General features: G+C 70.3%; 28 protein-coding genes. 9 read left to right on the forward strand and 19 right to left on the reverse strand.

What is annotated here, in order from left to right; translation table 11 throughout:
* The first annotated feature begins 286 nt into the window (after window positions 1–286).
* Complete coding sequence (locus V1457_RS04935; protein ID WP_338600794.1) at window positions 287–1336, forward strand: S8 family serine peptidase; 1050 nt, start codon at window positions 287–289, stop codon at window positions 1334–1336.
* A gap of 253 nt (window positions 1337–1589) precedes the next feature.
* Here the strand turns inward: V1457_RS04935 and V1457_RS04940 are convergent, their stop codons facing one another.
* Genes V1457_RS04940 through V1457_RS04950 form a run of 3 tightly spaced genes read right to left on the reverse strand, consistent with a single transcriptional unit; the run spans window position 1590 to window position 4781 of the window.
* The gene (locus tag V1457_RS04940) at window positions 1590–3716 is read right to left on the reverse strand and encodes a tetratricopeptide repeat protein (protein ID WP_338600797.1); all 2127 of its coding nucleotides are present in this window, start codon (window positions 3714–3716) and stop codon (window positions 1590–1592) included.
* 35 nt (window positions 3717–3751) lie between these two features.
* Complete coding sequence (locus V1457_RS04945; protein ID WP_338600800.1) at window positions 3752–3946, reverse strand: DUF397 domain-containing protein; 195 nt, start codon at window positions 3944–3946, stop codon at window positions 3752–3754.
* Window positions 3915–4781, reverse strand: coding sequence for a helix-turn-helix transcriptional regulator (locus tag V1457_RS04950; RefSeq protein ID WP_338600802.1), 867 nt, complete (start codon window positions 4779–4781; stop codon window positions 3915–3917). Before V1457_RS04950 ends, V1457_RS04945 begins: the two co-directional genes overlap by 32 nt.
* 169 nt (window positions 4782–4950) lie before the next feature.
* On the opposite strand from V1457_RS04950, the gene V1457_RS04955 reads away from it, so the two are divergent.
* Window positions 4951–5220 (forward strand): hypothetical protein, encoded by a 270-nt coding sequence (locus V1457_RS04955; RefSeq protein WP_338600805.1) that lies wholly within the window; start codon window positions 4951–4953, stop codon window positions 5218–5220.
* A 155-nt stretch (window positions 5221–5375) separates the two neighbouring features.
* Here V1457_RS04955 and V1457_RS04960 read toward each other — a convergent pair whose 3' ends face one another.
* From V1457_RS04960 to V1457_RS04985, 6 genes are all read right to left on the reverse strand, one after another.
* Complete coding sequence (locus V1457_RS04960) at window positions 5376–5744, reverse strand: SAV_915 family protein (RefSeq protein WP_338600808.1); 369 nt, start codon at window positions 5742–5744, stop codon at window positions 5376–5378.
* Window positions 5745–5748: 4 nt separating this feature from the next.
* Window positions 5749–6006 carry a hypothetical protein gene (locus V1457_RS04965; protein ID WP_338600811.1) on the reverse strand — a complete coding sequence of 86 codons (258 nt, stop codon included), beginning with the start codon at window positions 6004–6006 and terminating at the stop codon, window positions 5749–5751.
* On the reverse strand, window positions 6003–6134 hold the full coding sequence (locus V1457_RS04970) for a hypothetical protein (protein WP_338600814.1): 132 nt from the start codon (window positions 6132–6134) through the stop codon (window positions 6003–6005). Before V1457_RS04970 ends, V1457_RS04965 begins: the two co-directional genes overlap by 4 nt.
* A 141-nt stretch (window positions 6135–6275) precedes the next feature.
* Window positions 6276–7541 (reverse strand): hypothetical protein, encoded by a 1266-nt coding sequence (locus V1457_RS04975; RefSeq protein WP_338600817.1) that lies wholly within the window; start codon window positions 7539–7541, stop codon window positions 6276–6278.
* Between the two features lie 7 nt (window positions 7542–7548).
* Complete coding sequence (locus V1457_RS04980) at window positions 7549–7830, reverse strand: hypothetical protein (protein ID WP_338600820.1); 282 nt, start codon at window positions 7828–7830, stop codon at window positions 7549–7551.
* Window positions 7831–7971: 141 nt separating this feature from the next.
* Window positions 7972–8355: an SdpI family protein gene (locus V1457_RS04985; RefSeq protein WP_338600823.1), complete on the reverse strand. Its 384-nt coding sequence runs from the start codon at window positions 8353–8355 to the stop codon at window positions 7972–7974.
* A gap of 279 nt (window positions 8356–8634) precedes the next feature.
* Between V1457_RS04985 and V1457_RS04990 the strand changes: the two genes are divergently transcribed.
* Both V1457_RS04990 and V1457_RS04995 read left to right on the forward strand, forming a co-directional pair.
* Window positions 8635–8838, forward strand: coding sequence for a hypothetical protein (locus V1457_RS04990; protein ID WP_295145668.1), 204 nt, complete (start codon window positions 8635–8637; stop codon window positions 8836–8838).
* Between the two features lie 31 nt (window positions 8839–8869).
* Complete coding sequence (locus V1457_RS04995; protein WP_338600827.1) at window positions 8870–9760, forward strand: serine/threonine-protein kinase; 891 nt, start codon at window positions 8870–8872, stop codon at window positions 9758–9760.
* A gap of 1 nt (window position 9761) precedes the next feature.
* On the opposite strand, the gene bla is transcribed toward V1457_RS04995, so the two are convergent.
* On the reverse strand, window positions 9762–10733 hold the full coding sequence (gene bla, locus V1457_RS05000) for a class A beta-lactamase (RefSeq protein ID WP_338600830.1): 972 nt from the start codon (window positions 10731–10733) through the stop codon (window positions 9762–9764).
* Between the two features lie 97 nt (window positions 10734–10830).
* On the opposite strand from bla, the gene V1457_RS05005 reads away from it, so the two are divergent.
* A complete protein-coding gene (locus tag V1457_RS05005; RefSeq protein WP_295145662.1) occupies window positions 10831–11730 on the forward strand; it encodes a LysR family transcriptional regulator in 900 nt (299 codons plus the stop codon).
* On the forward strand, window positions 11712–12611 hold the full coding sequence (locus tag V1457_RS05010) for a serine hydrolase (protein WP_338600833.1): 900 nt from the start codon (window positions 11712–11714) through the stop codon (window positions 12609–12611). The genes V1457_RS05005 and V1457_RS05010 overlap by 19 nt, the downstream gene beginning before the upstream one ends.
* A 68-nt stretch (window positions 12612–12679) precedes the next feature.
* Here the strand turns inward: V1457_RS05010 and V1457_RS05015 are convergent, their stop codons facing one another.
* The gene (locus V1457_RS05015) at window positions 12680–13015 is read right to left on the reverse strand and encodes a hypothetical protein (RefSeq protein ID WP_338600836.1); all 336 of its coding nucleotides are present in this window, start codon (window positions 13013–13015) and stop codon (window positions 12680–12682) included.
* A gap of 521 nt (window positions 13016–13536) precedes the next feature.
* Between V1457_RS05015 and V1457_RS05020 the strand changes: the two genes are divergently transcribed.
* Window positions 13537–13926 (forward strand): hypothetical protein, encoded by a 390-nt coding sequence (locus tag V1457_RS05020; RefSeq protein WP_200068445.1) that lies wholly within the window; start codon window positions 13537–13539, stop codon window positions 13924–13926.
* 89 nt (window positions 13927–14015) lie between these two features.
* On the opposite strand, the gene V1457_RS05025 is transcribed toward V1457_RS05020, so the two are convergent.
* On the reverse strand, window positions 14016–15269 hold the full coding sequence (locus V1457_RS05025) for a DUF6986 family protein (RefSeq protein ID WP_338600841.1): 1254 nt from the start codon (window positions 15267–15269) through the stop codon (window positions 14016–14018).
* Between the two features lie 83 nt (window positions 15270–15352).
* A complete protein-coding gene (gene aceB, locus V1457_RS05030) occupies window positions 15353–16948 on the reverse strand; it encodes a malate synthase A (RefSeq protein WP_200068444.1) in 1596 nt (531 codons plus the stop codon).
* A 235-nt stretch (window positions 16949–17183) separates the two neighbouring features.
* Between aceB and V1457_RS05035 the strand changes: the two genes are divergently transcribed.
* Window positions 17184–17960: an IclR family transcriptional regulator gene (locus V1457_RS05035; protein ID WP_200068443.1), complete on the forward strand. Its 777-nt coding sequence runs from the start codon at window positions 17184–17186 to the stop codon at window positions 17958–17960.
* A 92-nt stretch (window positions 17961–18052) separates the two neighbouring features.
* Here V1457_RS05035 and tsaE read toward each other — a convergent pair whose 3' ends face one another.
* The 5 genes from tsaE to glmS form a co-directional block, all read right to left on the reverse strand.
* Window positions 18053–18529 (reverse strand): tRNA (adenosine(37)-N6)-threonylcarbamoyltransferase complex ATPase subunit type 1 TsaE, encoded by a 477-nt coding sequence (tsaE, locus tag V1457_RS05040; protein ID WP_338600848.1) that lies wholly within the window; start codon window positions 18527–18529, stop codon window positions 18053–18055.
* Window positions 18526–19620: an alpha/beta fold hydrolase gene (locus V1457_RS05045; protein ID WP_295144292.1), complete on the reverse strand. Its 1095-nt coding sequence runs from the start codon at window positions 19618–19620 to the stop codon at window positions 18526–18528. Before V1457_RS05045 ends, tsaE begins: the two co-directional genes overlap by 4 nt.
* Window positions 19617–20765: an alanine racemase gene (alr, locus tag V1457_RS05050; RefSeq protein WP_338600854.1), complete on the reverse strand. Its 1149-nt coding sequence runs from the start codon at window positions 20763–20765 to the stop codon at window positions 19617–19619. The genes V1457_RS05045 and alr overlap by 4 nt, the downstream gene beginning before the upstream one ends.
* A 291-nt stretch (window positions 20766–21056) precedes the next feature.
* Window positions 21057–22571 carry an NAD(P)H-hydrate dehydratase gene (locus V1457_RS05055; protein ID WP_338600857.1) on the reverse strand — a complete coding sequence of 505 codons (1515 nt, stop codon included), beginning with the start codon at window positions 22569–22571 and terminating at the stop codon, window positions 21057–21059.
* Window positions 22572–22837: 266 nt separating this feature from the next.
* Window positions 22838–24700, reverse strand: coding sequence for a glutamine--fructose-6-phosphate transaminase (isomerizing) (gene glmS, locus V1457_RS05060; protein ID WP_338600859.1), 1863 nt, complete (start codon window positions 24698–24700; stop codon window positions 22838–22840).
* Window positions 24701–24810: 110 nt separating this feature from the next.
* Between glmS and V1457_RS05065 the strand changes: the two genes are divergently transcribed.
* Complete coding sequence (locus tag V1457_RS05065; RefSeq protein ID WP_200068437.1) at window positions 24811–25638, forward strand: dienelactone hydrolase family protein; 828 nt, start codon at window positions 24811–24813, stop codon at window positions 25636–25638.
* 33 nt (window positions 25639–25671) lie between these two features.
* Here V1457_RS05065 and V1457_RS05070 read toward each other — a convergent pair whose 3' ends face one another.
* Window positions 25672–25962, reverse strand: coding sequence for a hypothetical protein (locus V1457_RS05070; RefSeq protein WP_338600862.1), 291 nt, complete (start codon window positions 25960–25962; stop codon window positions 25672–25674).
* Between the last annotated feature and the right edge of the window lie 3 nt (window positions 25963–25965).

Genomic DNA, 25965 nt, shown 5'->3' on the forward strand with positions numbered 1-25965 from the left:
TGCGCAAACCGTTCAATCCGAAGGTGGCGCGGGCTAGAGTTCCGATCAGTCCCACTCCGATGGCGCGCGATCTCCTTGCGAGGCAACCGGATGGGGCAAGGGAGGGAGCGGACCCGGCGTCCACAGCGGACACCGGGTCCGTTTTATCGTGTTCACGCTGCTCCATTTGTCCTAGTAGGACTGCGCTGGTCAGCGCATTCTGCGATCGGACGGTGACAGGACGCAACGATCGAAGTCAGGCTGTCGTTGTTGCCTTGAAAAGTTTCACCAATCTCGGGAGCAGCCCATGCGCTTGCGAGCCCTCGTAGCAACGGTCGCCGGAGTGACCGCGTTGGCAGCGCCGACCGCCTCGGCCGCCGACACCACCGACCCCCTCGCAAGCCAGCAGTGGGGACTCGACCAGATCCACGCCGCGGATGCCTGGAACAACAGCACCGGCGCGGGCCAGACGATCGCCGTGGTCGACACCGGTGTCGACATGGGACACCCGGACCTGCAGTCGCAGCTGGTGCCGGGCGCGACGTTCGCCTGCGGCGGCGGGCCCGCGCCGTGCGGCAACGGCGACTGGCGCGGGCCGGACGGTGTCGGTCAGGAGACCGATATCCACGGCACGCACGTCTCCGGCATCGCGGCCGCGGCGGCGAACAACGGTGTCGGCGGTGCGGGCGTCGCCCCCGACGCGAAGATCATGCCGGTGAAGGTGCTGGAGAACGGTTCCGGCTCGTTCGCCGACATCGGTGCGGGCATCCGCTACGCCGCCGACAACGGCGCCAACGTGATCAACCTGAGCTTGGGCGCGCCGCCCGGCTCGCAGCTGCTGACGCTGCTCGGCCTCAACGCCGACGCGAAGGACGCGGTGGCCTACGCCCGCGAGAAGGGCGTCGTCGTGGTCGCTTCCGCGGGCAACGAGACCGCGCCGCTGTGCGACACCCCGTCTTGGGAGCAGGGCGCGATGTGCGTCGCGGCCAGCGACCGCGGTGAGCAGCGGGCGAACTACTCCAACTTCGGCTTGAAGCTGGACATGAAGGCCGTGACCGCTCCGGGCGGCGCGGGCAACAAGGTCTGCGCGGACGACATCATCGCCACGGTGCCGCGCGGCATGGGCACGCCGAAGTGCGGGCAGCCGGATTACGACGCGCTGGCGGGCACTTCGATGGCCGCGCCGCACGTGTCCGGGCTGGCGGCGTTGCTGACCGCGCAGGGCCGTTCGGCCGACCAGGTCGAGAAGGCGCTAATGGACACCGCGCACGCCCCCGGTAGCAACGAGACCGGGAAGTTCGACCTGCAGTACGGCCACGGGATCGTGGACGCGGCGGCCGCAACCGCGGCTCCGTGAGGTCGTTGTTCTGAGTAGACCGGTGGTCGGTCCACGCGCCGGGTGGACCGCCCACCGGTTTTTTGTGCCCGGAGACTGTCCTTCAGCAGTTCCGGTCCGCCCGCTGGTTCGCCGCCCGCACGCCGTGCTCCACCGGGATCAGGTCGCGCGTTGGCTCGCGCCACGTAGACCGTCCACGTGTATGCAATAGCGAGCAAGATCCACATCGGCCGGACCGGTCGCCGAATTCTGTTGCCATGGCCGACTTTCCGGACTACTGCCCGGCGAGCGCGTTGAGGTGGCCGCGGATCACTTCGGCGTTGTGGTGGCCGAGCGGGTCGAGGATGGCGAGTGCTTGTTGCCAGGTGTGCCGGGCGGCTTCCGTATCGCCGTTGGCGCGCTGGGCTTTTCCGAGTTCGGTGAGGCTTTCGGCTTCGCCCGCCGAGTGGCCGATGCGCCGCCGGTGCTCGACGGCTCGGCCGCAGGTTTCGACGGCGTCGGCGATGTTTCCGGCGAGCAGGTGCGCGGTCGCGAGCCGGTGCAGGACGTAGCCGCGGCCGAATTCGTCCCAGTCGAGTTCGAGGGCACGACGCAGCAGCGGGAACGCTTCGTCGAATTCGCCGCAGTGCGCCAATGCCACGCCCAGCAGCGAGTCGGTCGTGAGCTGCTGGGTCGCGAGCGATTCCGGAACTGCTTCGCCGGTGCCGCCCAGCTCGTCCAAGATTCTTTTCGCGTGGCGCGCGGAAGTCACCGCGTCCGCGTATTGCTGCGCATCGAGGCACATCAGCGCCGATCCGCAGCTGGTGATCGCGGTCCACATCCGCTCGCCCAGCGCTTCGAACAGGCCGGCGGCGATCCGCGCGTTCTCGCTCGCCCGGTCCAGTTCCCGCAGGCGCCAGCAGGCTTCGCTGAGGTCGGCGTGCAACCGGGCCAGTGCGGGCCGATCGTCGTTCTGCCGGGCCGCTTCGATTCCGGCGGTGCTGCTGGTCTTCAGTTCGCTGATCAGTCCGCGAAGCCGCATCGGATAGGTGGCGGCGTTCGCGAGCCACCCGGCTCGCGGCATTCCGAGTGCGGTCGTTTGCCGGATGGTGGCGAGAACACCCGCGTGTTCGGCGTCCCACCACGCCAATGCCTCGTCGTAGTCCGCGAACGAGCAGTTCAGCTGCTCGTCGACGTATTCGAGCTCGACCAGGTCACGAGCGGGCGCCAACTGCCGGTTCGCGGCGTAGGTGGCGTAGAGGTGGTGGTCGAGCAGCCGCTGCAATGTTGCCGTGCGGTCGGATTCGGTGTCGTCGGCGTGCGCGCGTTCGCGCGCGTAGGCGCGCAGCAGGTCGTGGAAGACGTAGCGGTCGCCCGCCCGGCGAGTCACCAGATGCGCCCGGCCCAGCTCACCGAGGAGTTTCCGCGCCGACCGGTGATCGACGCCCGCGAGCGCGGCAGCAGCGGCGAGGCTGACGTCCGGCGAAATCGGCAGCCCCAGCAGCCGGAACAACCGCGCGGCCGGAGGTGAGAGCGTGCGGTAGGACCAGGAGAACACCGCCCGGATTCCGGTTATGCCGCCCGCATCGAGGGCGTCGAGCCGATCGTGCTCGTTGGCGAGATCGGCGACCAGATCGCCCAGCGGCACATCCGGTTCGGCCGCGGCCTGTACCGAGACCAGCGTTAACGCCAGTGGTAACCCGGCGCAGAACTCCAGCAGAGTCGCGGCCGCGTCCGGCTCCGCGTCCAGCCGCTCGCCGCCGAGGTGCCGCGCGAGCAGTTGGTGCCCTTCTTCGGGAGTGAGGGTGTCGAGGGCGAGTCGCTGCGCCCCGTGGTGCGTCACCAGTCCGTCCAGCCGCTGGCGGCTGGTGACCACCACCAGACATCCTGCCGCCCCGGGCAACAACGGCAGCACCTGCTCGGCATCTCTGGCGTTATCCAGCACCAGCAGCATTCGCCGCCCATGCGCCAGAGTGCGGTACTGCGCCGCCCGCGCTTGCTCGGACGCCGGGATCGCATCCGGTTCCATCCCGAGCGCCGTCAGGAAACCCGCCAATGCCTCCGCGGCAATCACCGGCTCGGCTGCCGGATCGAACCCGCGCAGGTTCACGTACAACTCGCCGTCGGGGAACTGGTCGCGCACCTTGTGCGCCCACTCCACCACCAGCGTCGACTTCCCGACCCCGGCCAGCCCAGAGATCGTCGAGACCAGCAGGGTGTGTTGCGCACCGGAACCGTTGAGCAGCGTGGTCAACGCGTCCTGTTCGACCGTGCGGTTGATGAAATGCCGCGCCGTCGCCGGAAGCTGACGAGGTGGCGCCGCCGAGGCGCCTTCGCGCGCCGCCGAACCGTGGATGTGCACGTCGCCATGGATGTGCTGCGCCTGGACGACGTTTTGGCCGTCCGACGCGCTGTTGTGCACGCCTTCGCCTGGAGTCCCTACGGCCGATCCCTCCATCAGCGGGACCGGTCGAAGCGGCCGGACTTCAAGCCCTGCAAGAAGAAACTCCACGTCGCGGCGGGGACGGTTAAGTGCCCGGCCGCGCGGTTCTTCGAGTCGCGGACGCCTGCCGTGTCCGGCGATAACGCGACCTCCACACAGTTGACCGACGTGCCGCTCCTACTGCTCTTGCGCCATACCCGCTCGTTCATGGACAAGCCCTTCCGCGATCTGGTTGATCAACTCAGCTGACTCGCGCTCCTGCAACGCATGATCCCCAAGCTGGCTGCACGTTTCCACAAACGGATGCACGTCAACAGCTTCAGTGAGCAAGACTCCGAAGTTCTGTGCCTCCACGTAGACGTACGGCTGGCCTCCGGGCAACTCGTACAGCGCGAACGAACCGTCGAGGGAAGTGTTCGCCTGGGCGCTCAGCGGAAGAACCCGGAGCACGACGTTCGATCGGCGCTGCACTGTCAGCAAGTGAAGGAGCTGTTCGTGCATTACCGCGGAGTCACCCAGGGTCCTCCGCAACGCCGCCTCGTCGACGAAGCAACGGACCATCGCTGCGTTAGGCCGCGACAAGATCGCTTGCCGCCCCAGCCGATTGGCGACCCGCTTCTCCAGGTCCGGAACAGGCCGCACGGACGCTGCCATGACCAGGCGCGAGTAGTCGGCGGTCTGCAAGAGTCCCGGGATCAGCGCTAGCTCGACATTCGTGATCACGGCAGACTCACGTTCCAGCACCAGGATGCTGGCCAACTGGTCCGACATGTCAGCCAGTGCCAGCCATGCGGATGCGTCCGCATTGTCGCCGACCCTGTTCAGCAACTCCTCCCGCTCGTCCCCGACAACGCCGAACAACGCACACAGCGCGCTCACCTCCTCGCGATCGGGCGCTCGCAGCCCGCGTTCGGTCCGGCTGACCGACGACCGGGAAACTCCTAACGAGGATGCCACCGATCGGGTGGTCATTCCTGATTTCTCCCGCAACGAACGCAGGTGCACGCCCAGACCCAATTGATGCAGCGCCTCGGACTGCCGCATTTCGGTGACCTCCTTCTTTCCTCGCCAGACAGGGGCAGAAGCTGTGCCACGGCCCGCTGTGGCAAGCACGTGACCTGGGTTGTCACAAATTCGCTGACCACGACGGTAGCGATCTACCTTCTTTCCCGTCAGCAATTCATCCGGCGGTTAAACCGAAAGAAGGACGATCATGGGGTTGCCGCATCCATACCGGTGCACTTCGCCGGTCGCTTATTGGATCGTGGGGCTCTCGCTGCATCTGCGGCACGCGACGGAATCACGGCCCGGTGCGCTGCCGGGAGGCGAGTGGACTCCCACGTTGTGCGGCACGTGGATCCGCGTCCCGTTCGACACTCCGGCTCCGCGCAGGCCGCGTTCCGAGTCGATCGCGATCCGCTGCACCCCGTGCTCCGAAATCGTCGCCGCCCAGGCTTATCTCTCGATCACCTGGGACTTCTGACCGCACCGCCGACAAACCCCGGTCCGGTGGCAATTTCCCCCGACAACGCCGGACCGGTCGGTGGCCGGGCGCTCACCTCCCCGAATCCCCGCGCCCGGCCACCACTCCCCGAGCGAACGGACCGTTCGTCCCAATAGATCGGTCAAACGGTCCGTTCACTCGGAAACTTCGGCGGGGCGCACGGGGTCGATCTCCAGGATTTCGGCTTCGCAGTTTCGCCGGACCTGTTCGAGTTCCGGCTTCGGGACCGCCACCCACGGCTGCTCGTCGCCGAGGCAAGAGGCCAGCCGCTCCGGTGAGCTGAACGCCAGCAGCACCAGCTCACCGTCTTCGGTTCGCCCCAACTGCACGGTGACCTCGCTCTGCGGCGCGGTCACCGGTTCCGAGGGGAGGACGAAGACTTCCCCCGGCTCCGGCGGCGTCGGCGCCACCGGCTCGTCCTCGTCCTCGTCCAACTGCTCGACGCCGAAGACCGCAGGAGCCACACCTTCATCGTCCGCGGCGAAAATGTCGCGTTCGCTCATCAACTCAATCCCCGCGCCGCTCGGCGTCGTCACGATCGTCGTCGTAACCATCGGCGTCGTCGTCAACACGATGCATGAGTTCGGAAAGTACGCAGACCATCCCGAAGAACAACATCAACGTGAAAATGCCACCGCCGATCTTCGCAGCGTGCGGGTCCGCGCCGAACGCCGCAGCCAGCGGAGGAGCCAGCGCCAACGGGATCAGCGGCATGAACACCAACGAGCCGATCAGCAGGCTCCGGCCCCGTGAGGGCTGCTTCATCCCTCGTCCTTGCGGTCGTCGTTCCGGTACTGCGCCAGGATCGGACCGAACTCGCGCTCCAGCCGCCGCCGCTCCTGACGGCGGTTGATCCGCGAGCTGATCCACCAGCCCGCACCGAACCAAGCCATCGCACTGAAAGCTCCGATACTCGACCCGGTCGATCGCTCCAACCCATACGACTCAGCGAGACCAACTGGCCCCAGAAGCAGGACGAAACCGACCACACCAAAAAGCGCTACGATCAGGTAACGCAACCATTTGGGCATTACTCACCATTTCGACAGCGGGATGGACCCGGGGCTCTTCTGTTCGATCTCGTATATCTGCTTCTGCGCCTCGGCGTGCTTGGTCAAACCTTCCTTGGCTGCTTCCTTCGAGTCATGCTGGAAGTCGGCCCACGTGTTGTTCTGCGAGTAGCTGTATGCCCAACTCACTGCCGCTCCGAAACCAACACCGACGACCGTTACAGGGCCACCCGCCAAACCGGCTGTGCTTGCGGCGGCGGCCATACCACCACCGGCTAGAGCGCCTACTCCCCAACTCTGGAAATTCGCACTCAGCGTCTTCCCGACAGGCTTGCCCTCGAAAATGATCTGCCTGCCCGCCTCGACGCCGGTCAGGATGGCGCCGGGCACGGAACCCATCCGGCCGATACCTCGCGCGACACCCGGCTTCGAACCACCGAAGGTCTTGGCCAGCGGGTCGAAGATCAGCTTTCCGCCCCTGGTGTTGCCGAGGTTGCCGAGCACTTCGGCGTTGGAGGCTGCCTGCCGCTCGGTGAGCCCGATGCTCCTGTAGAGGTTGTCGAGATGAGCTTGGCGGGCGGACGCGGACAACGTTGAATCCGCCGACCACTTCTTGAAATTCTCCACGAACGCCCGCCGCTCGACGGCCATGTCTTTCAGCTTCGTCGCCGCACCGTGCAACGCCCCCACCCCCGCGACGGCGTTCGCGAACAACGTCGACAGCTTGACCAGCGACTTGACCAGGTCGTTGGCGTCGGTCAACGCGGAGTTGAGTTCCTCGTGCGCGGTTCGTTCGAGGCGCCTCGCCCAGCTGACCAGGCCGCCGACCTCTTCCCATGCGTCCAGCTTGGCCTCGGCCTCTTTCCGCCGGTGATAGGCCGGGTCCAGCCCGGGCAAGGATGGACTGCCCGCTCCCTCCGGCGCCGACTGCACGGGATCGCCAGGTGGCTTCTCGATCCACCAGCCCCGCACGGACAACCCGCCTTCCGCGGCCGCTTGCCGAGCATCGTCCATTCTGGACACACAGGTGCCGATGTTGTCGGCGAAGCTGTCCAAGGCACGCGCGACCTTGTCGGTGATGCGAGCCAGTTCGTCGGTGTCGCGACCGGTGCGTTCAGCCAGGCCGCGGAAGGCGTCGGCGGCTTTGCCCGTCCATTCCTCGGATTCCGAACGACCGCGGCGGACCGCGGTCGCCGCATCCCGGTTCGCCTCTGCCAACCGCTTCAGATACTTCGCGCCCTCCCGCGCCGAAGGAGCGTCGGCGAGGATCTGCGTGTTGATCGCCGTCATCAGCGCCTCACTGCCCCGGGCGGCCGAACAACTCCGCCGCGGCATCGTCATCGCTCAAGTACCGGTCGCGGGTGGCCTGCACATCGCCTGCCATCTCCTGCACACCCGCCAGCACCCCGGCACTGGCCTCAAGCAGCGCACCCAGCGTTTCAACGACGGTGGGCGTGGATTCCCCGGCGTCGATGCCGGGTGCCGGTGCGTCGGCGATGCCTTCCAGTCCTTTCACGCCACCATCAAGGGTGTCGCGCGTCCGCTCGAGCAGCTCCGGTGACACTTCGTACCCGGCCACGATCGTCCTCCCCTGGTCGACCACGTCGGCCGCACGGTATCGGACGCTTTTGCCCAGGTGGAGCGTAGTTCTACCCATCACCCGGATGGCCGCGGCGAGCTTCGATGAGCATTCGACCGGCGAGGCCGGAGATCCGCCGGTTCAGCTGTTTTCGGCTTGTTCGGCCGCCCTATTGGCTTTGCTGCCGCCGATCGCGCTGAGCACGATCACTCCGGCGTATCCGAGGAATCCGATCGCCAGGCCCGCGACAGGCCCGATCCCCGTCGCCAGCAGCGAGCCGCCTACGAGCACGATCAATGCGGCAGCGGAGTAGCCGATCCACGCGCCGGTCGCGAGGCACGGAGCAGCCGCCCGGTGCGCCACCAGCCAGGCGCGATCCGAAGCCCGCGTGTGCCTCGTCCTGATCCCGATCATCGCGTTCCGGCCGATCGCGCCGGTGGCCGCCGCATGGCTCACGTAGTGGACCATCCCGGACAACAACAGCAATCCGAACGCGAGGCCCAGCAGTCCGCCCAGCTCAGCCATGACTCCACTGCCCATCGATTGCGTACGCGACCGGCGCCTCCAGCCCGTGCGAGCGGCAGCCTGACGCGCGCGCAGACGACCGTCAACCAAGCGTCGATCTTGGAGTGATGGGCACCTTCGCCCCGACAGGCCGGGCGAACGAGTCCTTCACCCCGGAGGTTCGAACGAAGAAACCGTCCGGTATGTCCGATCTTTCGCGTAGTCTGGCGGGCGGTAGATGATCTCGGGCGTGCGCGCCGTGGCAGACTCGGCGGCCGACCCGTCGAGGAGGAGAAGACGATGGACCTGGGCAAGCTGTTCCACTCGCTCTCGCCAGCCAAGCACAGCCACAAGTCGCACGGCAGCGACGGGCACCGGCGGCGCCGCTCCGGCAGCGGCTCCGGCTCGGACCACCGGCGGCGCCACCGCTCCGGCAGCGGCTCCGACCACCGCCGTCGGCACCGCTCCCACAGCGGCTCCGGCAGGCGCCGCAGCCGCAGCTGAGCGGATCCGGCGTGACAGCAGGCGGCGCGCGGTGAGCGCGGTCAGCTCCTACTACGGCGAAGACGACGATTGGGGACCTCCCGGTCCTCCGCTGGAACCCGGCGATGCACCGGCGCCCGGGTATCGGGTGATTTCCCTGCTGCGGCGGGGAAATCGGCTCGACGTCTACGACCTGTGGAGCGAGCAGCGGCAGTGCCGGTGCGTCGGCAAAACTCTCCGCCCGGAACGCGCCGAGGACGACACGGCGGCCGGGTGGCTGCGCAACGAGGGAATGCTGCTGACCTCGCTCGCGCATCCGCACCTGGTGCGCGGCTACGAAACCGTGCTCAGCAACGAACCGGTGCGGCCCGTGGTGATCAGCGAAACGCTGCCGGGCGCGACGCTGAGCTACCTCGTCGAGCAGCACGGACGGCTGCGGCCGGTGGACGCGGCGATCCTCGGCGTCCAGCTCTGCTCGGTGCTGGGTTACTTGCACCGGCAGGGCTGGGCGCACCTCGACGTCAAACCGTCCAATGTGGTCTCCGCGGGCGGCCGCGCGGTGCTGCTGGACCTGAGCCTGGCCTGCCGGATCGGCGAGCGCAGCACCGCGGGCACCTTCGACTACCTCTCGCCCGAGCAGGCCCGCGGCGGCGAGATGACCGCGGCCACCGACGTCTGGGGACTCGGAATCACCCTGCACGAGGCGCTTTCCGGAGCTCCGCCGTGGTCGGACGTGCCGCACCGGCAACACCGCGCGGACGGCTCGCGGTACTACCCGCAGCTGGACGAGGCCCCGCCGCCGCTGCGGACCAAGCGTCGCCTGCCCGCGCGACTGTCGCGCACCGTGGACGCCTGCCTCCTCGCCGATCCGACGGCGAGGCCGAGCGTCGCGGAAGTCGCGGACCGGCTCATCTCCTGGTCCGGCATCGACCCCGCAGCCTGAATCAACGCAGGTCGTCGGCGACCACGCGGGCCGCCTGGGCGATCAGGGCGTTGTCGTAGTCCGCATCCTTGTCCGCCTTGTCCGACATGACCGCGAGCATGATCGGCGCGCGGCCGGGCGGGCGGATCACGGCGATGTCGTTGCGCGTCGCGTAGTCGGCGGCGCCGGATTTGTCGCCGACCTCCCAGTCCGCGGGCACGCCCGCGCGGATCAGGTCGTCGGTGAGCTGGGCGGTGCGCAGCATCTCGTTGAGGATGCCGCGCTTGTCCTGCGGCAGGACGTTGCCGACGGTGAGCTTGCGCAGCGTTTCGGCCATGGCGCGCGGAGTGCTCGTGTCGCGGATGTCGCCCGGGCTGGTCCGGTTCAGGTCCGGCTCCGTCCGATCGACGTGGATGGTCGCGTCGCCGATGGCGCGCATCGCCCGCTGCAACTCGGGCGGACCGCCGAGCTCGCGGAACAGCAGGTTCGCGGCTGTGTTGTCGCTGTGGCGGATCGCGGCGCCGATCACCTCGCGCAGCGGCAAGCCGGTGCCGACGTGCTTTTCCGTGACCGGGGAATGCGGCAGCAAGTCGGCCTCGGAGTAGGTGATCCGCCGGTTCAGCTCGCCGACCTCGTTGCGCTGCAACACCGCTGCGCCGGAGAACGCCTTGTGCGTGGAGGCGTAGGCGAAGCGGTCGTCGGCGCGGTGGGCGATCTCCTCGCCGGTGGCCGTGTCCACCGCGTACACGCCGAGGCGGGCGCCGAACTGCTGCTCCAGCCGCGCGAAATCCTCATCGGTGGAAGTGTCCGGGCGGGCCGCAGGAGCGTTCTGGGCTCCCGCGTTCTGGGCCGCCGCGTTCGGAGCCCCGACGTTCGGCGCCCCCGTTCCCGGCGCCCCCGTTCCCGGCGCCGGAGCCTCGACGCCCGCGCAGCCGACGAGCGCGAACAGCGCCGACAAGGCGACCGCGGACTGCCGGAAGTGTCGTATGTGCACGGAAATTCCTTTCATGCGGCCAGTCTGCTGCGCACCCGCTCATGCCGTCCAAGACGGGAATGAACACTTCCATGCGGAACCGGCATAGACTGCTGCAGTGGACCTGGTCGGCGGCTGCAAAGCGTTCGTGAGCGTGAGCGAACTCGGCAGCTTCACCCGCGGATCCGCCGCGGCCGGCATCCCGCAGCCGGTGGCCAGCCGCCGGGTCGCCGCGCTGGAACGACACCTCGGCGAGCGGCTTTTCGACCGCAGCTCCCGGCGCGCACACCTCACCCCGTTCGGCCGCGACATGCTGCCGTGGGCGCGGCGGCTGATGCGGCTCGCCGACGCGATGGAACAGGCCGCGGAACGTGCGCGGCTCCGCGAACTTCCGGTGGCGATGCCCGCGACCTGCGGAAACCGGGAACTCGCCGAACTCGACGCGGAAGCCCGCGCCAGCGAGCTGTTCCTCGAATTCCGGCTCGCCGCCCCCGGTGAGCGAGTCGACCTGCTGCGCACGCAGGACGTGCGCGCCGCGCTCACCGCAGTACCGCCCGACGAGGCGAGCTGGACGGTATTGCTCGGGGTGGGCAGCGCGGTCGACCTGCCGTCCGGAGCCGTGCACCTGGAGACGCTGCGCGTCGGGCGTTCCGGGCGGACGCCGCGGCGCCGGGTGTGGATCCAGCCGGAGGACGACGTGCCGCACATCCGGGACCGGCTGTTTCGGGTCCGCAACTCCGTGGGGTTGCGACCCGCGCAAGTGACCGTCGCCGAGTCGCTGACCTCGGCCGTCGCAGAAGTCTTCGGGTCGGCGGACCTGCTGCTGTGCTCGGCGGCCCAAGCCGCGGAATTCGGGCTGCGGTGGCGGCCGATCGCCGAGGTGCAGCTCGCGCGCGGCTTCGAGATCGCCGCAGAAGTCGGTGACGACGCGGAAAAACTGCGGACGCTGCTGTGGTCGGGCGTCGCGCGCTGCCTCGGGGCGGACGAGCAGGAGCAGGGATGCACGCCGAAAAGCTGATCAGCGAACTCGTCGCCGAACTCGAAGAAGGCGGGCTGCGCGGCTCGTTCCTGGTGCGCGACCTGCACTCCGGGCACGAGATCGGCATCGAGCCCGACCTCGCCTACCCGGTCGCCTCACTGATCAAAGTGCCGCTGGCCGCCGCCACCCTGGAACGCATCCGGCTCGGCGAACTCGACGGCGCGCAAGAACTGCGGGTGCAGCCGGGCCGGATCAGCACCCCGGGCCCGACCGGGCTGACCAGGTTCCGCCACCCCGCGCGGATCGCGATCGACGACCTGCTCTACCTGAGCATGGCGATCAGCGACAACGTGGCCGCCGACGCGCTGTTCGACCTCACCCCGCCCGCCGAGGTCACGCGGGCCGTGCGGGCGTGGGGGCTGCGCGGGATCACCGCCCGGCACCGGATCGGCGATCTCGCGGACACGCCTGCGGAACGGTTCGACCCGGCACGGGCGCACCTCGCGCACTCGCTGGCCATCGGCGCCTGGACCGAAGGGCGCGGGCACGAGATCGCGCAGCTGGACGTCACGCGCGCGAACTCCGGGACGGCGCGCGCGTTCGCCGACCTGCTGCAAGCGCTGTGGACGCCGTCGCAGATCGACGAGCAGGTCGCCGCGCGGGTGCGGGAGCTGATGGGCAGCAACCTGATCCGGCAACGGCTGGCGCCGGACTTCATCTCCGACGCCGCCACGTGGTCGTCGAAAACGGGGACGTTGCTGAACCTGCGGCACGAAGCCGGTGTCGTCGAGCACGCCGATGGGCGCGCGTTCGCGATCGCAGCGCTCACCGAGTCCAGCGTGCCCGCGGCGACTCAACCCGAAGCTGAAGTGCTCATGGCGCGGGTCGCCCGGACGTTGCGGGACCACTTGCGGCGGTGAGCGAATCCCGCCCGCCGAGGCCGAGTCGTCGCGGACTTTCCCTGACGATGCGGACTTTTGCCGACGATTCAGCGCTTCCGGCGGAACGCGATGAACCCCGCGACCAGCGCTGCGGCCGCCGCGAGCTGCCCGCCGAGCACGATGCGGTTGACGCTCACCGCCGGGTGCCACTCGACTCCGTCCGCGGTCACCGACCACGCCCCGACCGGCCGCGCGACGATGTTGCCACCGCCGCCGACCGGCTTCTTCCTGCCGCCGAACCCGCCGCTCGCGCGGACCTGCGCGACCGGCACCAGTGTCGTGCCGCCCTGCTGCGCGACCGGCCCGAACACCTGGTTCGGGCCCAGGTCGCGGGCCAGGTCGGCGAGCGGCAGCTCGTCTCGGGATCGCTCGTCCTCGGTCATCGCGCCTCCTCGGAAGGTCGGCCCCGACCATAGCGCCGCACATCCGCGCGAGTTCCCGCGAACCGGATTCGTCCAGGCCGACGGGTGGCGGCGGCCTCGCCGGCGATCGGCTCCGGAACTACCGCCGATCGCGAAAAACGGTTTCGCACTGCCCGGCGGACGAAATCCGGAGCCGCACGGCGGGCTGATTCGCAAGCACTCGCCGCGGCCGCGCGCGAAGAATCGGGAAACCCCGCGATCTCCGGCTCGGAACCGCGTCACCGCACACCGGAGAAACCGGGGCCAAGCCCAGGCGAACAGCCAAAACGAACCAGCAAGCCTGTTTTAAGATTTTCGACAGGACCCCGAAACACCTACCCGGATAATTTGCGAGATCGGCCGCTCGCGGGCACGCCACATGCCCGATGGTGCATTTCTGCGGCATTTAATTGCAACACCTGAGCGACCCGGATAACTTCGGGGCGAATAGCGATCGGACCTGGCGAGAAAAGCCGGAACCAGCAATCAGAATGGAGCGAAGAATGCGCATCTCGAACACGATCAAGCGGATCGGCTCGTCGGCCGCCGTCGTCGGCATCCTCACCTCGGGCGCCGCGCTGGCCGTCGCCGCCCCCGCCTCGGCCGCGACGCCCGGCGAGATCAGCGTGTGCTCGAAGGGCGACTACGCGACCTCCGTCGAGTTCCCCGACCGGGGCGGCCTGAGCAGCGTCATCGTGCCGGCAGGCGACTGCGCGAACCTCGGCTCCCTGGGCTCCGACGACCAGGTCGAGCAGATCAAGGTGCACGGCTACGCGGGCAGCGACGACAAGGGCAAGGAGATCGGCGAGGGCAGTTTCCGCCCGAGCGAAGGCGGTAACGTCGTCACCAGCGGCACCCTGGACGACCCGAAGGTAATGACCCCGCGGATCTGATCGGTACCCCTCGCCGAGGACGGCGGACCTGCCGGTGCGCGGGGCGCGATCGCCGCCCCCGCACACCGGCAGGCACCGGGCTCAGCGGTTCACATCCGCGCGAGTTGCCGCAAATTCGATTCGTCCAGGCCGGTCATCGCCTCGGCTTCGGCCGCATCGGTGGCGCCGTTGGCCAGCGCGCGCACGAACGACGCCGCCAGCGCCCGCGCGGTCGCGGGCTCGTCGAGCACCGCCCCGCCGCGGGCCGATGCGTAGGCCGCGAGCCGTTCACCCTGCGCCGGGGCTGCTTCCCGGAATTCCGCGAACACCGCCGCGTACCGGCTCACCAGCTGCGCCGGATGCAGGTCCCAGCTCTGGTAGAAGCCGTGCGCGAGGGACCGCCGCACCAGGTCGTAGTGCGTGCGCCAACCGTGCCGGACCTGGTCACCGACCGGCAGCACGTTCGTCGAACCGTCGGACAGGAAAATCCCCGTGCCCGCGGCGGAAACCTGCATGGCGTGCCGCGCGAAGTCGCAGGCGCGGTGCGCCAAGTGCTGGTGCGCCGCGGTGAGCCCGCAGCTCGCGGTGTAGTCGTAGGTGCCGAAGTGCAGGCCGGTGACCCGCCCGGCGCCCGCCTCGATGAACCGCGGCAGCGCGAACCGGCCCGATGAGTCCACTATGGACTGAGTGGTCTCCACCTGGATCTCGAACCGCAGCGCGCCCTCGGCCAGCCCGAGCTGCTGCTCCAACAGCTCCAGCAGCTGCACGAACACCTCGACCTGCGCGACGTCGACGACCTTCGGGAACGTCAGCACGAACCCGTCCGGCAGGCTCCCCCACTGCTGCAGCAGCGAAGTCAGGAACACGTCCAGCGTGCGCACCGAACGGCCGCGCAGCTCGGAGGTGTCGAACGACTTCACGCGCAGCCCGAACCACGACGGCTGCACGCCGTCGCGCAGCCAGTCCGCGACGACACCGGCGGTGCGCTCGGCGTCGTCGTCCTCGGCTTCGTCGCCCGGCGCGCCGTAGCCGTCCTCGAAGTCGATGCGCAGGTCCTCGACCGCCGCGCCGGAAAGCTTCTCCCGCACCCGCGGATGCACGCCCGCGGCCACATCGCCGTCCATGCCAAGCACCGCGGCGAGTTCGTCCGATGTGGACAGATGTGCGCCGAACGCGGCCAGCGCATCATCCGACCAGCGCAGCAAGGTCCCCGCGGCCACGGCGTGCGCGGGGACGTAGCAGGTGTGCACCGGCTGGCGGCCGGCGCCGACTCCCGGATATCGCCGCGCCATGTGCTCGTCCACGGCCGACAACCGATCCAGCCGCTGCCGAACCTCCTGCGCGTCCAGCGAAGTCTTGGCCAACTGGTGCACCCCTTTCCGATCTTCTGCTGTCGTACCTCGGCAACGGAGGGAGCGGGCGCGCCGCTCCCTCCGCGCCAACCGCCTCAGAGCGCTTCGTAAGCGGGCAGCGTCAGGAAGTCGACGAACTCGTCGGCCACCGCGACCTGCTCGAACAGCTCGATCGCCCGGCCGAGGTTGTCGTTCGGGAATCCTTCCTCGGCGCGCAGCGACTTCTCGGTGTCGGCGAGCACCTGGCGCACCAGATCCGCCGTGACCTGCTCGCCACCGGCGAGCACGACGTCGTTGTGCAGCCACTGCCAGATCTGCGAACGGGAGATCTCCGCGGTCGCCGCGTCCTCCATCAGGTTGTGGATCGCCGCCGCACCGTTGCCGCCGAGCCAGGAGGCGATGTAGCGCACGCCCACGTCCACCGCCGCGCGCAGGCCCTCGATGGTCTTCTGGCCCGGCGTCTGGTCCACGGCGAGCAGGTCGTCCGCGGTGATCGCGACGTCCTCGCGCTTGCGGTCGATCTGGTTCGGCTTGTCGCCCAGGACCGCGTCGAACTCCTCGTAGCAGATCTCCACCAGGCCCGGGTGCGCGACCCAGGAGCCGTCGAAGCCGTCACCGGCCTCGCGCTTCTTGTCCTCGTGGACCTTGTTCATGGCCTTCTCGTTGGCCTCGGGGTCCTTCTTGTTCGGGATGAACGCGGCCATGCCGCCGATCGCGAACGCGCCGCGCTTGTGGCAGGTGCGCACCAGCAGCTCGGTGTAGGCGCGCATGAACGGCGCGGTCATCCCGACGGTGTTGCGGTCCGGCAGGATGTAGCGGTCCGACTCGCGGAACGTCTTGATGACGCTGAACAGGTAGTCCCAGCGGCCCGCGTTCAGCCCGGCCGAGTGGTCGCGCAGCTCGTAGAGGATCTCCTCCATCTCGAACGCCGCCGGGAAGGTCTCGATCAGCACGGTGCCGCGGATCGTGCCGTGCGGGATGCCGAGCTCCTGCTGCGCGTGCGTGAACACCTCGTTCCACAGCCGCGCTTCCAGGTGGCTTTCCATCTTCGGCAGGTAGAAGTACGGGCCGCTGCCGCGGTTCACCAGCTCGCGGGCGTTGTGGAAGAAGTACAGCCCGAAGTCGACCAGCGCGCCCACCACCGGCTTGCCGTCCACCAGCAGGTGCTTCTCGTCGAAGTGCCAGCCGCGCGGGCGCACCAGCGGCACCGCGTGCTGCACGTCGTCGCGCAGCTTGTACTGCTTGCCCTCCGGCGTGGACAGCTCCACCTGCTTGCGGACCACGTCGTAGAGGTTGACCTGGCCGCTGACCACGTTCTCCCAGTGCGGGGTGTTGGCGTCCTCCAGGTCGGCCAGCCACACCCGGGCGCCGGAGTTGAGCGCGTTCACCGACATCTTGCGGTCGGTCGGCCCGGTGATCTCCACGCGCCGGTCGGCGATGTCCGCGGGCGGGGTGGCGACCTGCCAGTCGGACTCGCGGACCTCCCGGGTCTCCTCCAGGAAGTCCAGCCTGCCGTTGCGGGCGGCCTCGTCGCGGCGCTGCTTGCGGCGGGCCAGCAGCTCGTCGCGACGGGCGCCGAACTTGCGCTGCAAGCCGGCGATGAAGTCGAGCGCTTCGCCGGTGAGGATCTCCGCGCCGCGCTCCACCGGTCCGCCGAGCACTTGCACGCTCGCCGGGGTCGTTTCGGACATGGGAAGGCCACCTCTCTCGGGTACCTGGGGTGTTCGCCGTTCGCGTGACCGCCGCGACCGCCACGCCCGCCAACACTGCGGTATTTTTTCTGCATCGTGGATGTTAGTTTCCACGAACGGCGGTAAGCAACATGACGTCCGGCACCGACCCCGCCGCCTAGAATCGATCCCCGACTCGATCTTCGGATCGAGCGCCACCGGGCCAGCAACCTCGGCCGACGAAAGGACCGCTGCGATGACCGGCCGCGCCAACCAAGGCGGAGGAGTGCAGTCGATCGAGCGCGCCTTCGACATCCTGGAACTGATGGCCGACGCGGGTGGCGAGGTCGCGCTGTCCGACCTCGCCGAAGCCTCCGGGCTGCCGCTGCCGACCATCCACCGCATCATGCGCACGCTCGTGAGCAGCGGCTACGCGCGCCAGCAGCCGTCGCGGCGCTACTCGCTCGGGCCGCGGCTGATCCGGCTGGGCGAGACGGCCAGCCGCGCGCTCGGCTCGTGGGCGCGGCCGTACCTGGCGGAGCTGACCGAAGCCATCGGCGAGACCTCGAACATGGCGGTGCTCGACGGCGACCAGGTCGTCTACGTCGCGCAGGTCCCGTCGCAGCACTCGATGCGGATGTTCACCGAAGTCGGGCGACGGGTCGACGCGCACGCCACCGCCGTCGGCAAGGCCGTGATGGCCACCCTCGGCGAGGGCACCGTGTCGCAGATGCTCGGCCGCGCCGGGATGCGGCCGCAGACCGAGCGCACCATCACCAGCGTGGCCGCCATGCAGGAAGAACTGGCGCGGGTCCGCTCGCAGGGCTTCGCCGTGGACGACGGCGAGCAGGAAGTCGGCGTGCGCTGCTACGCGGTGGCGGTCCCGGGCGCACCCGCGGGCGCCGCGATCTCCGTGAGCGGGCCGGAAGGGCGCATGACGCGGATCTCGCCGGAGACGCTGGTGCCGCTGATGCAACGGCTCTCGCGGGAACTCTCGGCCGAGCTGAAATCGGTGGTCTCCAACCCGGCGTAACGGCACGCGGCACGCCCGCCCAAATGATCACCGGAGCATGCGGCGGCAGGCGGACGCGGCCAGGACACGCGGCGGTGTCAGGGCTTTCCGGGTCAGGGTTTTCCCGGCTCACCACCGCAGTCGCGCCAGCGCTGCCCGTGCGGCTCCAGCGTCGCCTCGCGCACGTCGTCCTCGCGGCGGTCGAGCCGGACGAGCAGGTATTCGTCGGCCAACCGCTCCGCCAAGCCCTCGCCCCACTCGACCACCACCGCCGCCTCGGTGAGGTCCGTGTCCAGGTCGAGGTCGTCGATGTCCGCCAGCCCGCCGAGCCGGTAGGCGTCCACGTGCACCAGCGCCGGACCGGACCCGGCCGCCGGGTGGTGCACCCGCGCGATCACGAACGTCGGCGAGGTGACCTGGCCGGTGACCCCCATCCCGGCCGCGATCCCCTTGGCCAGCACCGTTTTGCCCGCCCCCAGCGGGCCGGTGAGCAGCACCAGGTCGCCGGCGCGCAGCCGGGCGCCCAGCGAACGCCCGAGCTCCAGCGCGTCGGACTCCGCAGGAAGTTCCACAGTGGACACCGTGTTCATGAGCTCGCCTTCTGCTCGGCCTCGGCGCGCGCCGCAGCCCGCCGCACCAGCGCCGCCAGGTACTCGGTGACCAGTTCGTGCCGCTCCAGCATCGCCATGTGCCCGGCCTCCGGAACCCGCACCAGCTCGGCGTCCGGGAGCTCCCCGGCGATCACCTCGGAGTGCGTGAACGGCGTCATCCGGTCCGCGTCGCCGCTGAGCACCAGCACCTCGCAGTGCCGCAACCCGGCCAGCGCCGCCTTGCGGTCGTGCGAACCGAGCGTCTCCAGGAAGTCGGTGACCACCTCGACCGTCGTCGCGCCGATCATGTCGTTCATCAGGTCCACCATCACCGGGCTGACCTGCCTGCCGCCGAACGCCAGCGAACGCACGATGCTCCAGCTCAGCTGACCGCCCGCGCGGCGCACCCGCTCCACCAGCGCGGGCTGCATCCCGGCCAGCACGCCGAGCCCGCGGGTCACCGGGTTGTTCTTGGACAGCCACGGCTTCGGCAGTCCGGAGGCACCGACCTCACCGGCGGAGGTGCTCAGCAGCGCCACCGCGCACACCCGGTCGCGGAACAGCTTCGGCCGCTGCTCGGCCAGCGCCATGATCGCCATGCCGCCCATCGAATGCCCCACCAGCACCACCGGCCCGCGCCGCGCGGTCGCCCGCAGCACCGCGTCCAGGTCCTTGCCGAGCTGTTCGATCGTGCTGTTGGGCCGCGAAGAATGCCCGGAACGGCCGTGGCTGCGCTGGTCGTAGAGCACCACCCGCACCCGCGGATCGGTCAGCAGCGGCAAGTCCCGCCGCTGGAAGTGCCAGCACCGCGAGTCCAGCGCGTAGCCGTGCACCAGCACGACGGTCAGCTCCGCGTGCCCGCCGTCGGCCGGTTTGACCTCCTGCACCGCCAGCGGGACGCCGTCATCGGCGGCCACCGTGGAATGCCGGTCGGGCTTGAGCTTGCCCAGGTTCTCCTCGGCGAGCGGGTCGTCCGGGTCCTTGCGCTGGGTCGCGATGCGGGTGCTGTGCGCGACCACGCCCACTGCTGCGCCGGTGACCGCGGCGCCGAGCACCCCGCCGGCCCAGGCCACGGTCTGCCAAGGCTTCACGTCGGGACCTCCGTCCGCACCACGGTCCGGGTCACGCGGGGCCGGTACATGCCGGTGACGATCTCGTAGTGGATCGTGCCCAGCTCGTCGGCCCACTCGGCGGCGGTCGGCTCGCCCAGCTCGCCGGTGCCGAACAGCACGACCTCGTCACCCTCGCCGACCGGGTCATCGCCGCAGAACACGACCAGCTGGTCCATGCACACCCGGCCCACGACCGGCCTGCGACGACCCGCCAGCCACACCTGCATCCGGCCGGACAGCGACCGCGGCACGCCGTCGGCGTACCCGACCGGGATCAGGGCGAGCGTGCATTCCCGCTCGGCGGTCCACAGATGCCCGTAGGAGACGCTTTCGCCCGCCTGCACCCGCTTGGCCTGCACCACCGTCGAGCGGAAGGTCATCGCAGGGCACAACCCGTGGTCGCCGTGCTGCGGAACCGGGTCCAGGCCGTAAGCCGCGATGCCCGGGCGCACCAGCTCGAAGTGCAGGTCAGGGCGGGTCAGCAGCGCCGCCGAGTTCGCCAGGTGCCGGATCGGGCGCAGGCCCGCCCGCAGGGCCTGCTCGTACGCGCGGTGGAAGCGCTCGGCCTGCGCGTCGATCGACGGGTGGCCGATCTCGTCCGCGCAAGCCAGGTGCGACCACACCGCCACGACTTCCAGCGCGCCGTCGGCCTGCGCCGCCGCCGCGCGGTCCAGCAGATCCGGCCACAGCTCGTGCGGGCAGCCGTTGCGGTTCAGCCCGGTGTCGATCTTGAGGTGCACCCGTGCCGTGCGGCCTGCCGACCGGGCCGCCTCGATAATCGCGTCCAGCTCGGCGCGCGAGGAGGCGGACAGGTCCACGTCGGCGGCCACGGCCGCGGCGAAATCGTCACCCGGGGGGTACAGCCAGCACAGCAGCGGAGCCGTGATGCCCGCGCGGCGCAGCTGCAGCGCCTCATCGATCGCCGCGACGCCCAGCGCGGAAGCGCCCGCGTCCAACGCGGCCCGCGCCATCGTGAGCGCGCCGTGGCCGTAGCCGTCGGACTTCACCACGACCATCGTGCGGGCGCCCGACCGTTGGGCGCGTTCGGCCAGCAGCGCGACGTTGTGGCGAAGCACGCCGACGTCAATGCGCAGGTCGGCGCGGTGCACGGGCTCCTCGGTCATGGCGCCGACATCGTCGCACACCGTCCGCAGCAGCCCCGCCGGCAAGGCGCGTCCCCGGGCTCTTCGCCGCCCGCTCGCCCATCCACTGGGACCGGCGGTTCGTTCACTCCACGAAAGACCGCGCTCAACGGGTGGCGCCCGCGCGTGTCGGCACCCCCGGCCAGGTCCGAGCGAGCGGACCGTTCGCCCGATCTATTCGGACCAGCGGTCCGTTCACTCGGCAAGATCCGCCGCTGAACAGGTGGCGTCCGGGCGTGTCGGGCCGAACGGTTCGCTGCGGACCGAGCCCGATCAGGCGGCGGCGCGGACCTCGCGGATGGCGGCGGGCACCGCGGACAGCAGCGCGGAGGCACCGATGGGCGCGGCGCCCTCCGCGGAAGGCGCGGCCTGCCCCGCGCCGCCGAACGCGGCCAGCTCGGCAGCCGCCGAATGCAGGTGCGCAGCGCAACCGCACGCCAGCCACGGATCCATCCCGGAAGCCAGCAGCGCGCCGATCAACCCGGTCAGCACGTCGCCCGAACCGGCCGTCGCGGGCCAAGCGTGCGCCGAAGCGTTCACCAGCACCCGCCCGTCCGGCGCCGCGATCACCGTCGTGTTGCCCTTCAGCAGCAGCACCGCGTCGAAGCGCTGCGCGGCGTCGCGCGCGGCGGCGACCCGGTCCGCGCCCACGTCGCCTGCCAGCCGCGCGAACTCACCGTCGTGCGGTGTCAGCACCAGCGGGGTCTCCGGGTCGCGGGAGTCCCACAGCGTCGAGTCCTCCGCCAGCAGCGTGATCGCGTCCGCGTCCGCGCACACCGGCCTGCCGGACTCCAGCACGTACCGCATCACCTCGCGGCCGCTACCGCCGGTGCCGACGCCCGGTCCGACCGCCCACGACTGCACCCGGCCCGCATCGGTGACCGAGCCGGTCGCCACCACCTCCGGCCAGTGCGAACGCACCACGTCCGCGGCCGGACCGGCGTAGCGCACCATGCCCGAGGTCGCCTGCACCGCCGATCCGGTCGCCAGCACCGCGGCACCCGGGAAGGTCGCCGAACCCGCCGCGACGCCCACCACGCCCTGGGAGTACTTGTCGTCCGCCGGCGACGGGATCGGCCAGTAGGCGCCCACGTCCGCGCGCTCGAGCACGTACAGCTCCGGCGCGGGCAGGTGCTCGTCCACGCCGATCCCGGCGACGGCGACCGAACCGGACCGGACCGCACCGCCGCTGAGCACGTGGCACGGCTTGCGGCCGCCGAAGGTCACCGTCAGCTCCGCCGGCACCGCGGGCCCGTCGACCGCACCGGTGATCGGGTCGACGCCGCTGGGCAGGTCGACGGACACGATCGGGACGGTGACCCGCTCGACCAGCTCGGCCGCCACCGGGCGCAGGCCGCCGTGCGCGGCGAGCCCGACGATGCCGTCGACCACCAGGTCCGCGCGCTGCACCGCGTCCGCCGCGCCGGCGCCGATACCGGCGGTGTCCGCACCCGGACCTTCCGCTTCGACGACCCGGCCGCCCGCGCGGCGCAGCGCAGCCAGGCCCTCCGGGTGAGCCTTGTCCGGAGACAGCAGTACCGCGGTGACCCCGGCGCCGCGGCGCCGCAGGTAAACCCCGGCCCACAGCGCGTCACCGCCGTTGTTGCCGCCGCCGACGAGCAGCGTCACGTGCCTGCCCGATGTCGTCCCGCACGACTCGGCCAGCAGCCGCGAGCCGTGCAGCGCGACCGCGTAGGCCGCCCGGCGCATCACCACCGGTTCCGGGACCTCGCCGAACAGCTCGGCTTCGGCCGCCCGGATCTGTTCCGGGGTCCACACTCCCTGCACGCACGACCTCCCGAGGTTCGCCGGTGAACGGACCGTCCGACCGGATTTCCCGGAGCTACCACCGGCACCCCCGGCCCCGCTGATCAACGGCGAGCGCCGGAGCCGTGCCGACACGCCCCGCACATCGCTCGATCCGGCCGAGTTGATCGGAGCGACCGATCGACCAATCTAGCCGGACCGACGAGTCGTTCACTCCCAACCGATCACATCGATCAAGTGACGTCGCGGTGCGTCGGGCGCGACGCACGCCGAACGCCTCGGCTAGCTCACTCGACGGTGACGGACTTGGCGAGGTTGCGGGGCTTGTCCACGTCGTAGCCGCGGGCACGCGCGATCTCGGCGGCCAGCACCTGCAGCGGAACCGTCGAGACCAGCGGCTGCAACAGCGTCGCCACCGCCGGGATCTCCACCAGCTCGTCGGCGAACGGGCGCACCGCCTCGTCGCCCTCCTCCGCGATCACGATGGTGCGCGCCCCGCGCGCCTGGATCTCGCGGATGTTGGACAGCATCTTCGAGTGCAGCAGCGCCCGGCCCTTCGCCGAAGGCATCACCACCACCACCGGCAGGCCGTCCTCGATCAACGCGATCGGGCCGTGCTTGAGCTCCCCGGCGGCGAAGCCCTCGGCGTGCATGTAGGCGAGCTCCTTGAGCTTCAACGCGCCTTCCAGCGCCACCGGATAGCCGACGTGCCGCCCGAGGAACAGCACCGCCTTGGAGTTCGCCAGCGCACGCCCCAGCTCGCGCATCTGCTCCACAGTGGACAGCGCGCGGCGCACCGCCTCCGGCATCGCGGCCAGCTCGTCGAACTCGCGGGCCACCTCGTCGGAGTACTTCGTGCCCCGAGCCTGCGCCAACGCCAAGCCCACCAGGTAGTTCGCGGTGATCTGCGCCAGGAACGTCTTCGTCGCCGCAACCCCGATCTCCGGACCCGCGTGGGTGTAGAGCACCGCATCGGACTCGCGCGGGATCTGCGCGCCGTTGGTGTTGCAGATCGCCAGCACGCGGGCGCGCTGGGTGCGCGCGTGCCGCACCGCCTCCAAGGTGTCCGCGGTCTCGCCGGACTGCGAGATCGCGACCACCAGCGTGTCGCGGCCCAGCACCGGGTCGCGGTAGCGGAACTCGCTGGCCAGCTCCACTTCCACCGGGATCCGGCACCAGTGCTCGATCGCGTACTTCGCCAGCAGGCCCGAGTGGTACGCGGTGCCGCAGGCCACCACGAAGACCTTGTCGATGTCGCGCAGGTCCTGCTCGGTCATCCGCTGCTCGTCGAGGACCACCCCGCCGCGGGCGAAGTGCCCGCGCAGCGTGTTCTGCAGCGCCTCCGGCTGCTCCTCGATCTCCTTGAGCATGAAGTAGTCGTGCCCGCCCTTCTCGGCGGCCGACAGGTCCCAGTCCACGGTGAACGGCTTGGCAGGCACCCCTTCGCCCGCGAAGTCGGTCACCCGGTAGCCGTCCGGGGTGATCGTCACCACCTGGTCCTGGCCGAGCTCCACCGCGTCCCGGGTGTGCTCGATGAACGCCGCGACGTCCGAGGCCACGAAGTTCTCCCCGGAGCCGACGCCCACCACCAGCGGTGACGAACGGCGCGCCGCGACGATCTTGCCCGGCTCGTCGGCGTGCGTGACGACCAGCGTGAACGCGCCCTCCAGCCGAGCGGCCACCGCGCGCACCGCCGCGCTGAGGTCACCGGCGCCGGGGCCTGCCGAGTAGGCGGCGGCGACCAGGTGCGCAGTCGTCTCGGTGTCGGTCTCGCTGGTCATCTCGACACCGGCGGCCTCCAGCTCGGCGCGCAGCACGGCGAAGTTCTCGATGATGCCGTTGTGCACCACCGCGACCTTGCCCGCGGTGTCCTGGTGCGGATGCGCATTGCGGTCGGTCGGCGCACCGTGCGTGGCCCACCGGGTGTGGCCCATGCCGCTGGTGGCGGTGAACCGGGCGCCGTCCAGCCCGGCCAGCTTGCTCTCCAGATTGGACAGCGCACCGGCGGCGCGTTCGACCGCGAGCCCTCCCGCGCCGTCGAGCATCGCTACTCCCGCGGAGTCGTACCCGCGGTATTCCAGCCGTCTGAGCCCGTCCAGCACGACGTCCAGTGCTTGCCGATGTCCTGCGTAACCCACGATCCCGCACACTCGAGCCAGCGTAGCCACCGCGCTGGAACCGCTCAGAACGGGCGGGCGCCCGCGCGGGCCGGACCGTGGCTGCGGCGGTGCGGGGGGCTCGTCGGCTACCGTGACCGACCATGGCGCGGAATGCCAAGAAGGCGTTGGAAGAACTGGCCCATCGCGGACCGCACGAGGTGCTGCACGGCGACCTCGCGCTGGTCGGAATGCCCGGCGTGGTGTGCACCCCGCGCAGCGGCCGCGGGCTGCCCGCCGTCGCGTTCGGGCACGGGTGGCTGCAATCACCCCGCCGGTACGGGTCGCTGCTGCGGCACCTCGCCTCGTGGGGCATCGTCGCCGCCGCTCCCGGCACCCAGCGCGGGCCGCTGGCCTCGCACCGGCTGTTCGCCGCGGACCTGCGGACCGCGCTGGACATCTGCGTCGGCGTGCGGCTCGGTGAAGGCGGGATCAGCGTCGACGCCGACCGGCTCGCCGTCGCGGGGCACGCGATGGGCGGCGGCAGCGCCGTGCTCGCCGCCGCCGAGGACAGCCGGGTCCGCGCGGTCGGCACGTTCGCGGTCACCGAGACCGCGCCGTCCGCGGTAGCGGCCGCGTCCGGGGTGACCGTGCCCGGCCTGCACCTGACCGGCGGCAACGACCTGCTGGCGCCCGCGGTCGCGAACGCCCAGCCGATCGCCGCCACCTGGGGCGGGCCGGTGCAGTTGCGCGAGCTGAAGAAGGCCAGCCACCTCGGCTACACCGACGGGCGGCACTGGAGCGAGCTGCTGCTGCACGGCAAGTCCGAGTGGGGCACGCGGCGGTTGTCCCGGGCGTTGCTCACCGCGTTCCTGCTGCGAACCTTGACCGGGGACAAGCGCGGGGACGTGTTGCTGGACAACGACGTCTCCGGGACCGCGATCGACCAGGTCCGCAGCCGGACGTCCGGCACCCGCGCGGGCGCGGCCTGAAGGCTTTCCGGCGGCTCGTGCCCTACGGGCGGGTCAGCGCAGCCAGGACCCGGCCGAGAAGTCTTCGTCGTCCTCGAACACCGGTCGCCGGGGCGTTGCTGCGGGGCGCTCGACGTACTGGCGGTCCCGCTGCTCGTGAGCCCGCGCGCCCAGCTCGGGAAGGCCCGCGCGCCGCTCGGCGGCTTCCGCGCGCAGCTGCGCGTTCCGCTCGGCCGCGGCTTGCTCGGCCGAGCGCACCGCGTCCCGGCCGTCCTCGATGCCGTAGCGGTGCCTGGCGACCAAGCTGGTGATCTCGTCGGCGACCCGCTGGTTCAGCAACACCACGCT

Origin of the sequence: Saccharopolyspora sp. SCSIO 74807, from assembly GCF_037023755.1 — a bacterium.
GTDB lineage: Bacteria > Actinomycetota > Actinomycetes > Mycobacteriales > Pseudonocardiaceae > Saccharopolyspora_C > Saccharopolyspora_C galaxeae.

Coding starts and splice junctions, on each gene's coding strand:
- V1457_RS04935 (WP_338600794.1), top strand. CDS start 287: ATGCGCTTGCGAGCCCTCGTAGCAACGGTCGCCGGAGTGACCGCGTTG.
- aceB (WP_200068444.1), bottom strand. CDS start 16,948: ATGTCCGAAACGACCCCGGCGAGCGTGCAAGTGCTCGGCGGACCGGTG.
- tsaE (WP_338600848.1), bottom strand. CDS start 18,529: ATGAACACGGTGTCCACTGTGGAACTTCCTGCGGAGTCCGACGCGCTG.
- alr (WP_338600854.1), bottom strand. CDS start 20,765: ATGACCGAGGAGCCCGTGCACCGCGCCGACCTGCGCATTGACGTCGGC.
- V1457_RS04950 (WP_338600802.1), bottom strand. CDS start 4,781: ATGCGGCAGTCCGAGGCGCTGCATCAATTGGGTCTGGGCGTGCACCTG.
- V1457_RS05020 (WP_200068445.1), top strand. CDS start 13,537: ATGCGCATCTCGAACACGATCAAGCGGATCGGCTCGTCGGCCGCCGTC.
- V1457_RS04970 (WP_338600814.1), bottom strand. CDS start 6,134: ATGGCTTGGTTCGGTGCGGGCTGGTGGATCAGCTCGCGGATCAACCGC.
- V1457_RS04975 (WP_338600817.1), bottom strand. CDS start 7,541: ATGACGGCGATCAACACGCAGATCCTCGCCGACGCTCCTTCGGCGCGG.
- V1457_RS04985 (WP_338600823.1), bottom strand. CDS start 8,355: ATGGCTGAGCTGGGCGGACTGCTGGGCCTCGCGTTCGGATTGCTGTTG.
- V1457_RS04955 (WP_338600805.1), top strand. CDS start 4,951: ATGGGGTTGCCGCATCCATACCGGTGCACTTCGCCGGTCGCTTATTGG.
- V1457_RS05010 (WP_338600833.1), top strand. CDS start 11,712: ATGCACGCCGAAAAGCTGATCAGCGAACTCGTCGCCGAACTCGAAGAA.
- V1457_RS04965 (WP_338600811.1), bottom strand. CDS start 6,006: ATGAAGCAGCCCTCACGGGGCCGGAGCCTGCTGATCGGCTCGTTGGTG.
- V1457_RS05035 (WP_200068443.1), top strand. CDS start 17,184: ATGACCGGCCGCGCCAACCAAGGCGGAGGAGTGCAGTCGATCGAGCGC.
- V1457_RS04960 (WP_338600808.1), bottom strand. CDS start 5,744: ATGAGCGAACGCGACATTTTCGCCGCGGACGATGAAGGTGTGGCTCCT.
- V1457_RS04945 (WP_338600800.1), bottom strand. CDS start 3,946: ATGAACGAGCGGGTATGGCGCAAGAGCAGTAGGAGCGGCACGTCGGTC.
- V1457_RS05015 (WP_338600836.1), bottom strand. CDS start 13,015: ATGACCGAGGACGAGCGATCCCGAGACGAGCTGCCGCTCGCCGACCTG.
- V1457_RS04990 (WP_295145668.1), top strand. CDS start 8,635: ATGGACCTGGGCAAGCTGTTCCACTCGCTCTCGCCAGCCAAGCACAGC.
- V1457_RS05065 (WP_200068437.1), top strand. CDS start 24,811: ATGGCGCGGAATGCCAAGAAGGCGTTGGAAGAACTGGCCCATCGCGGA.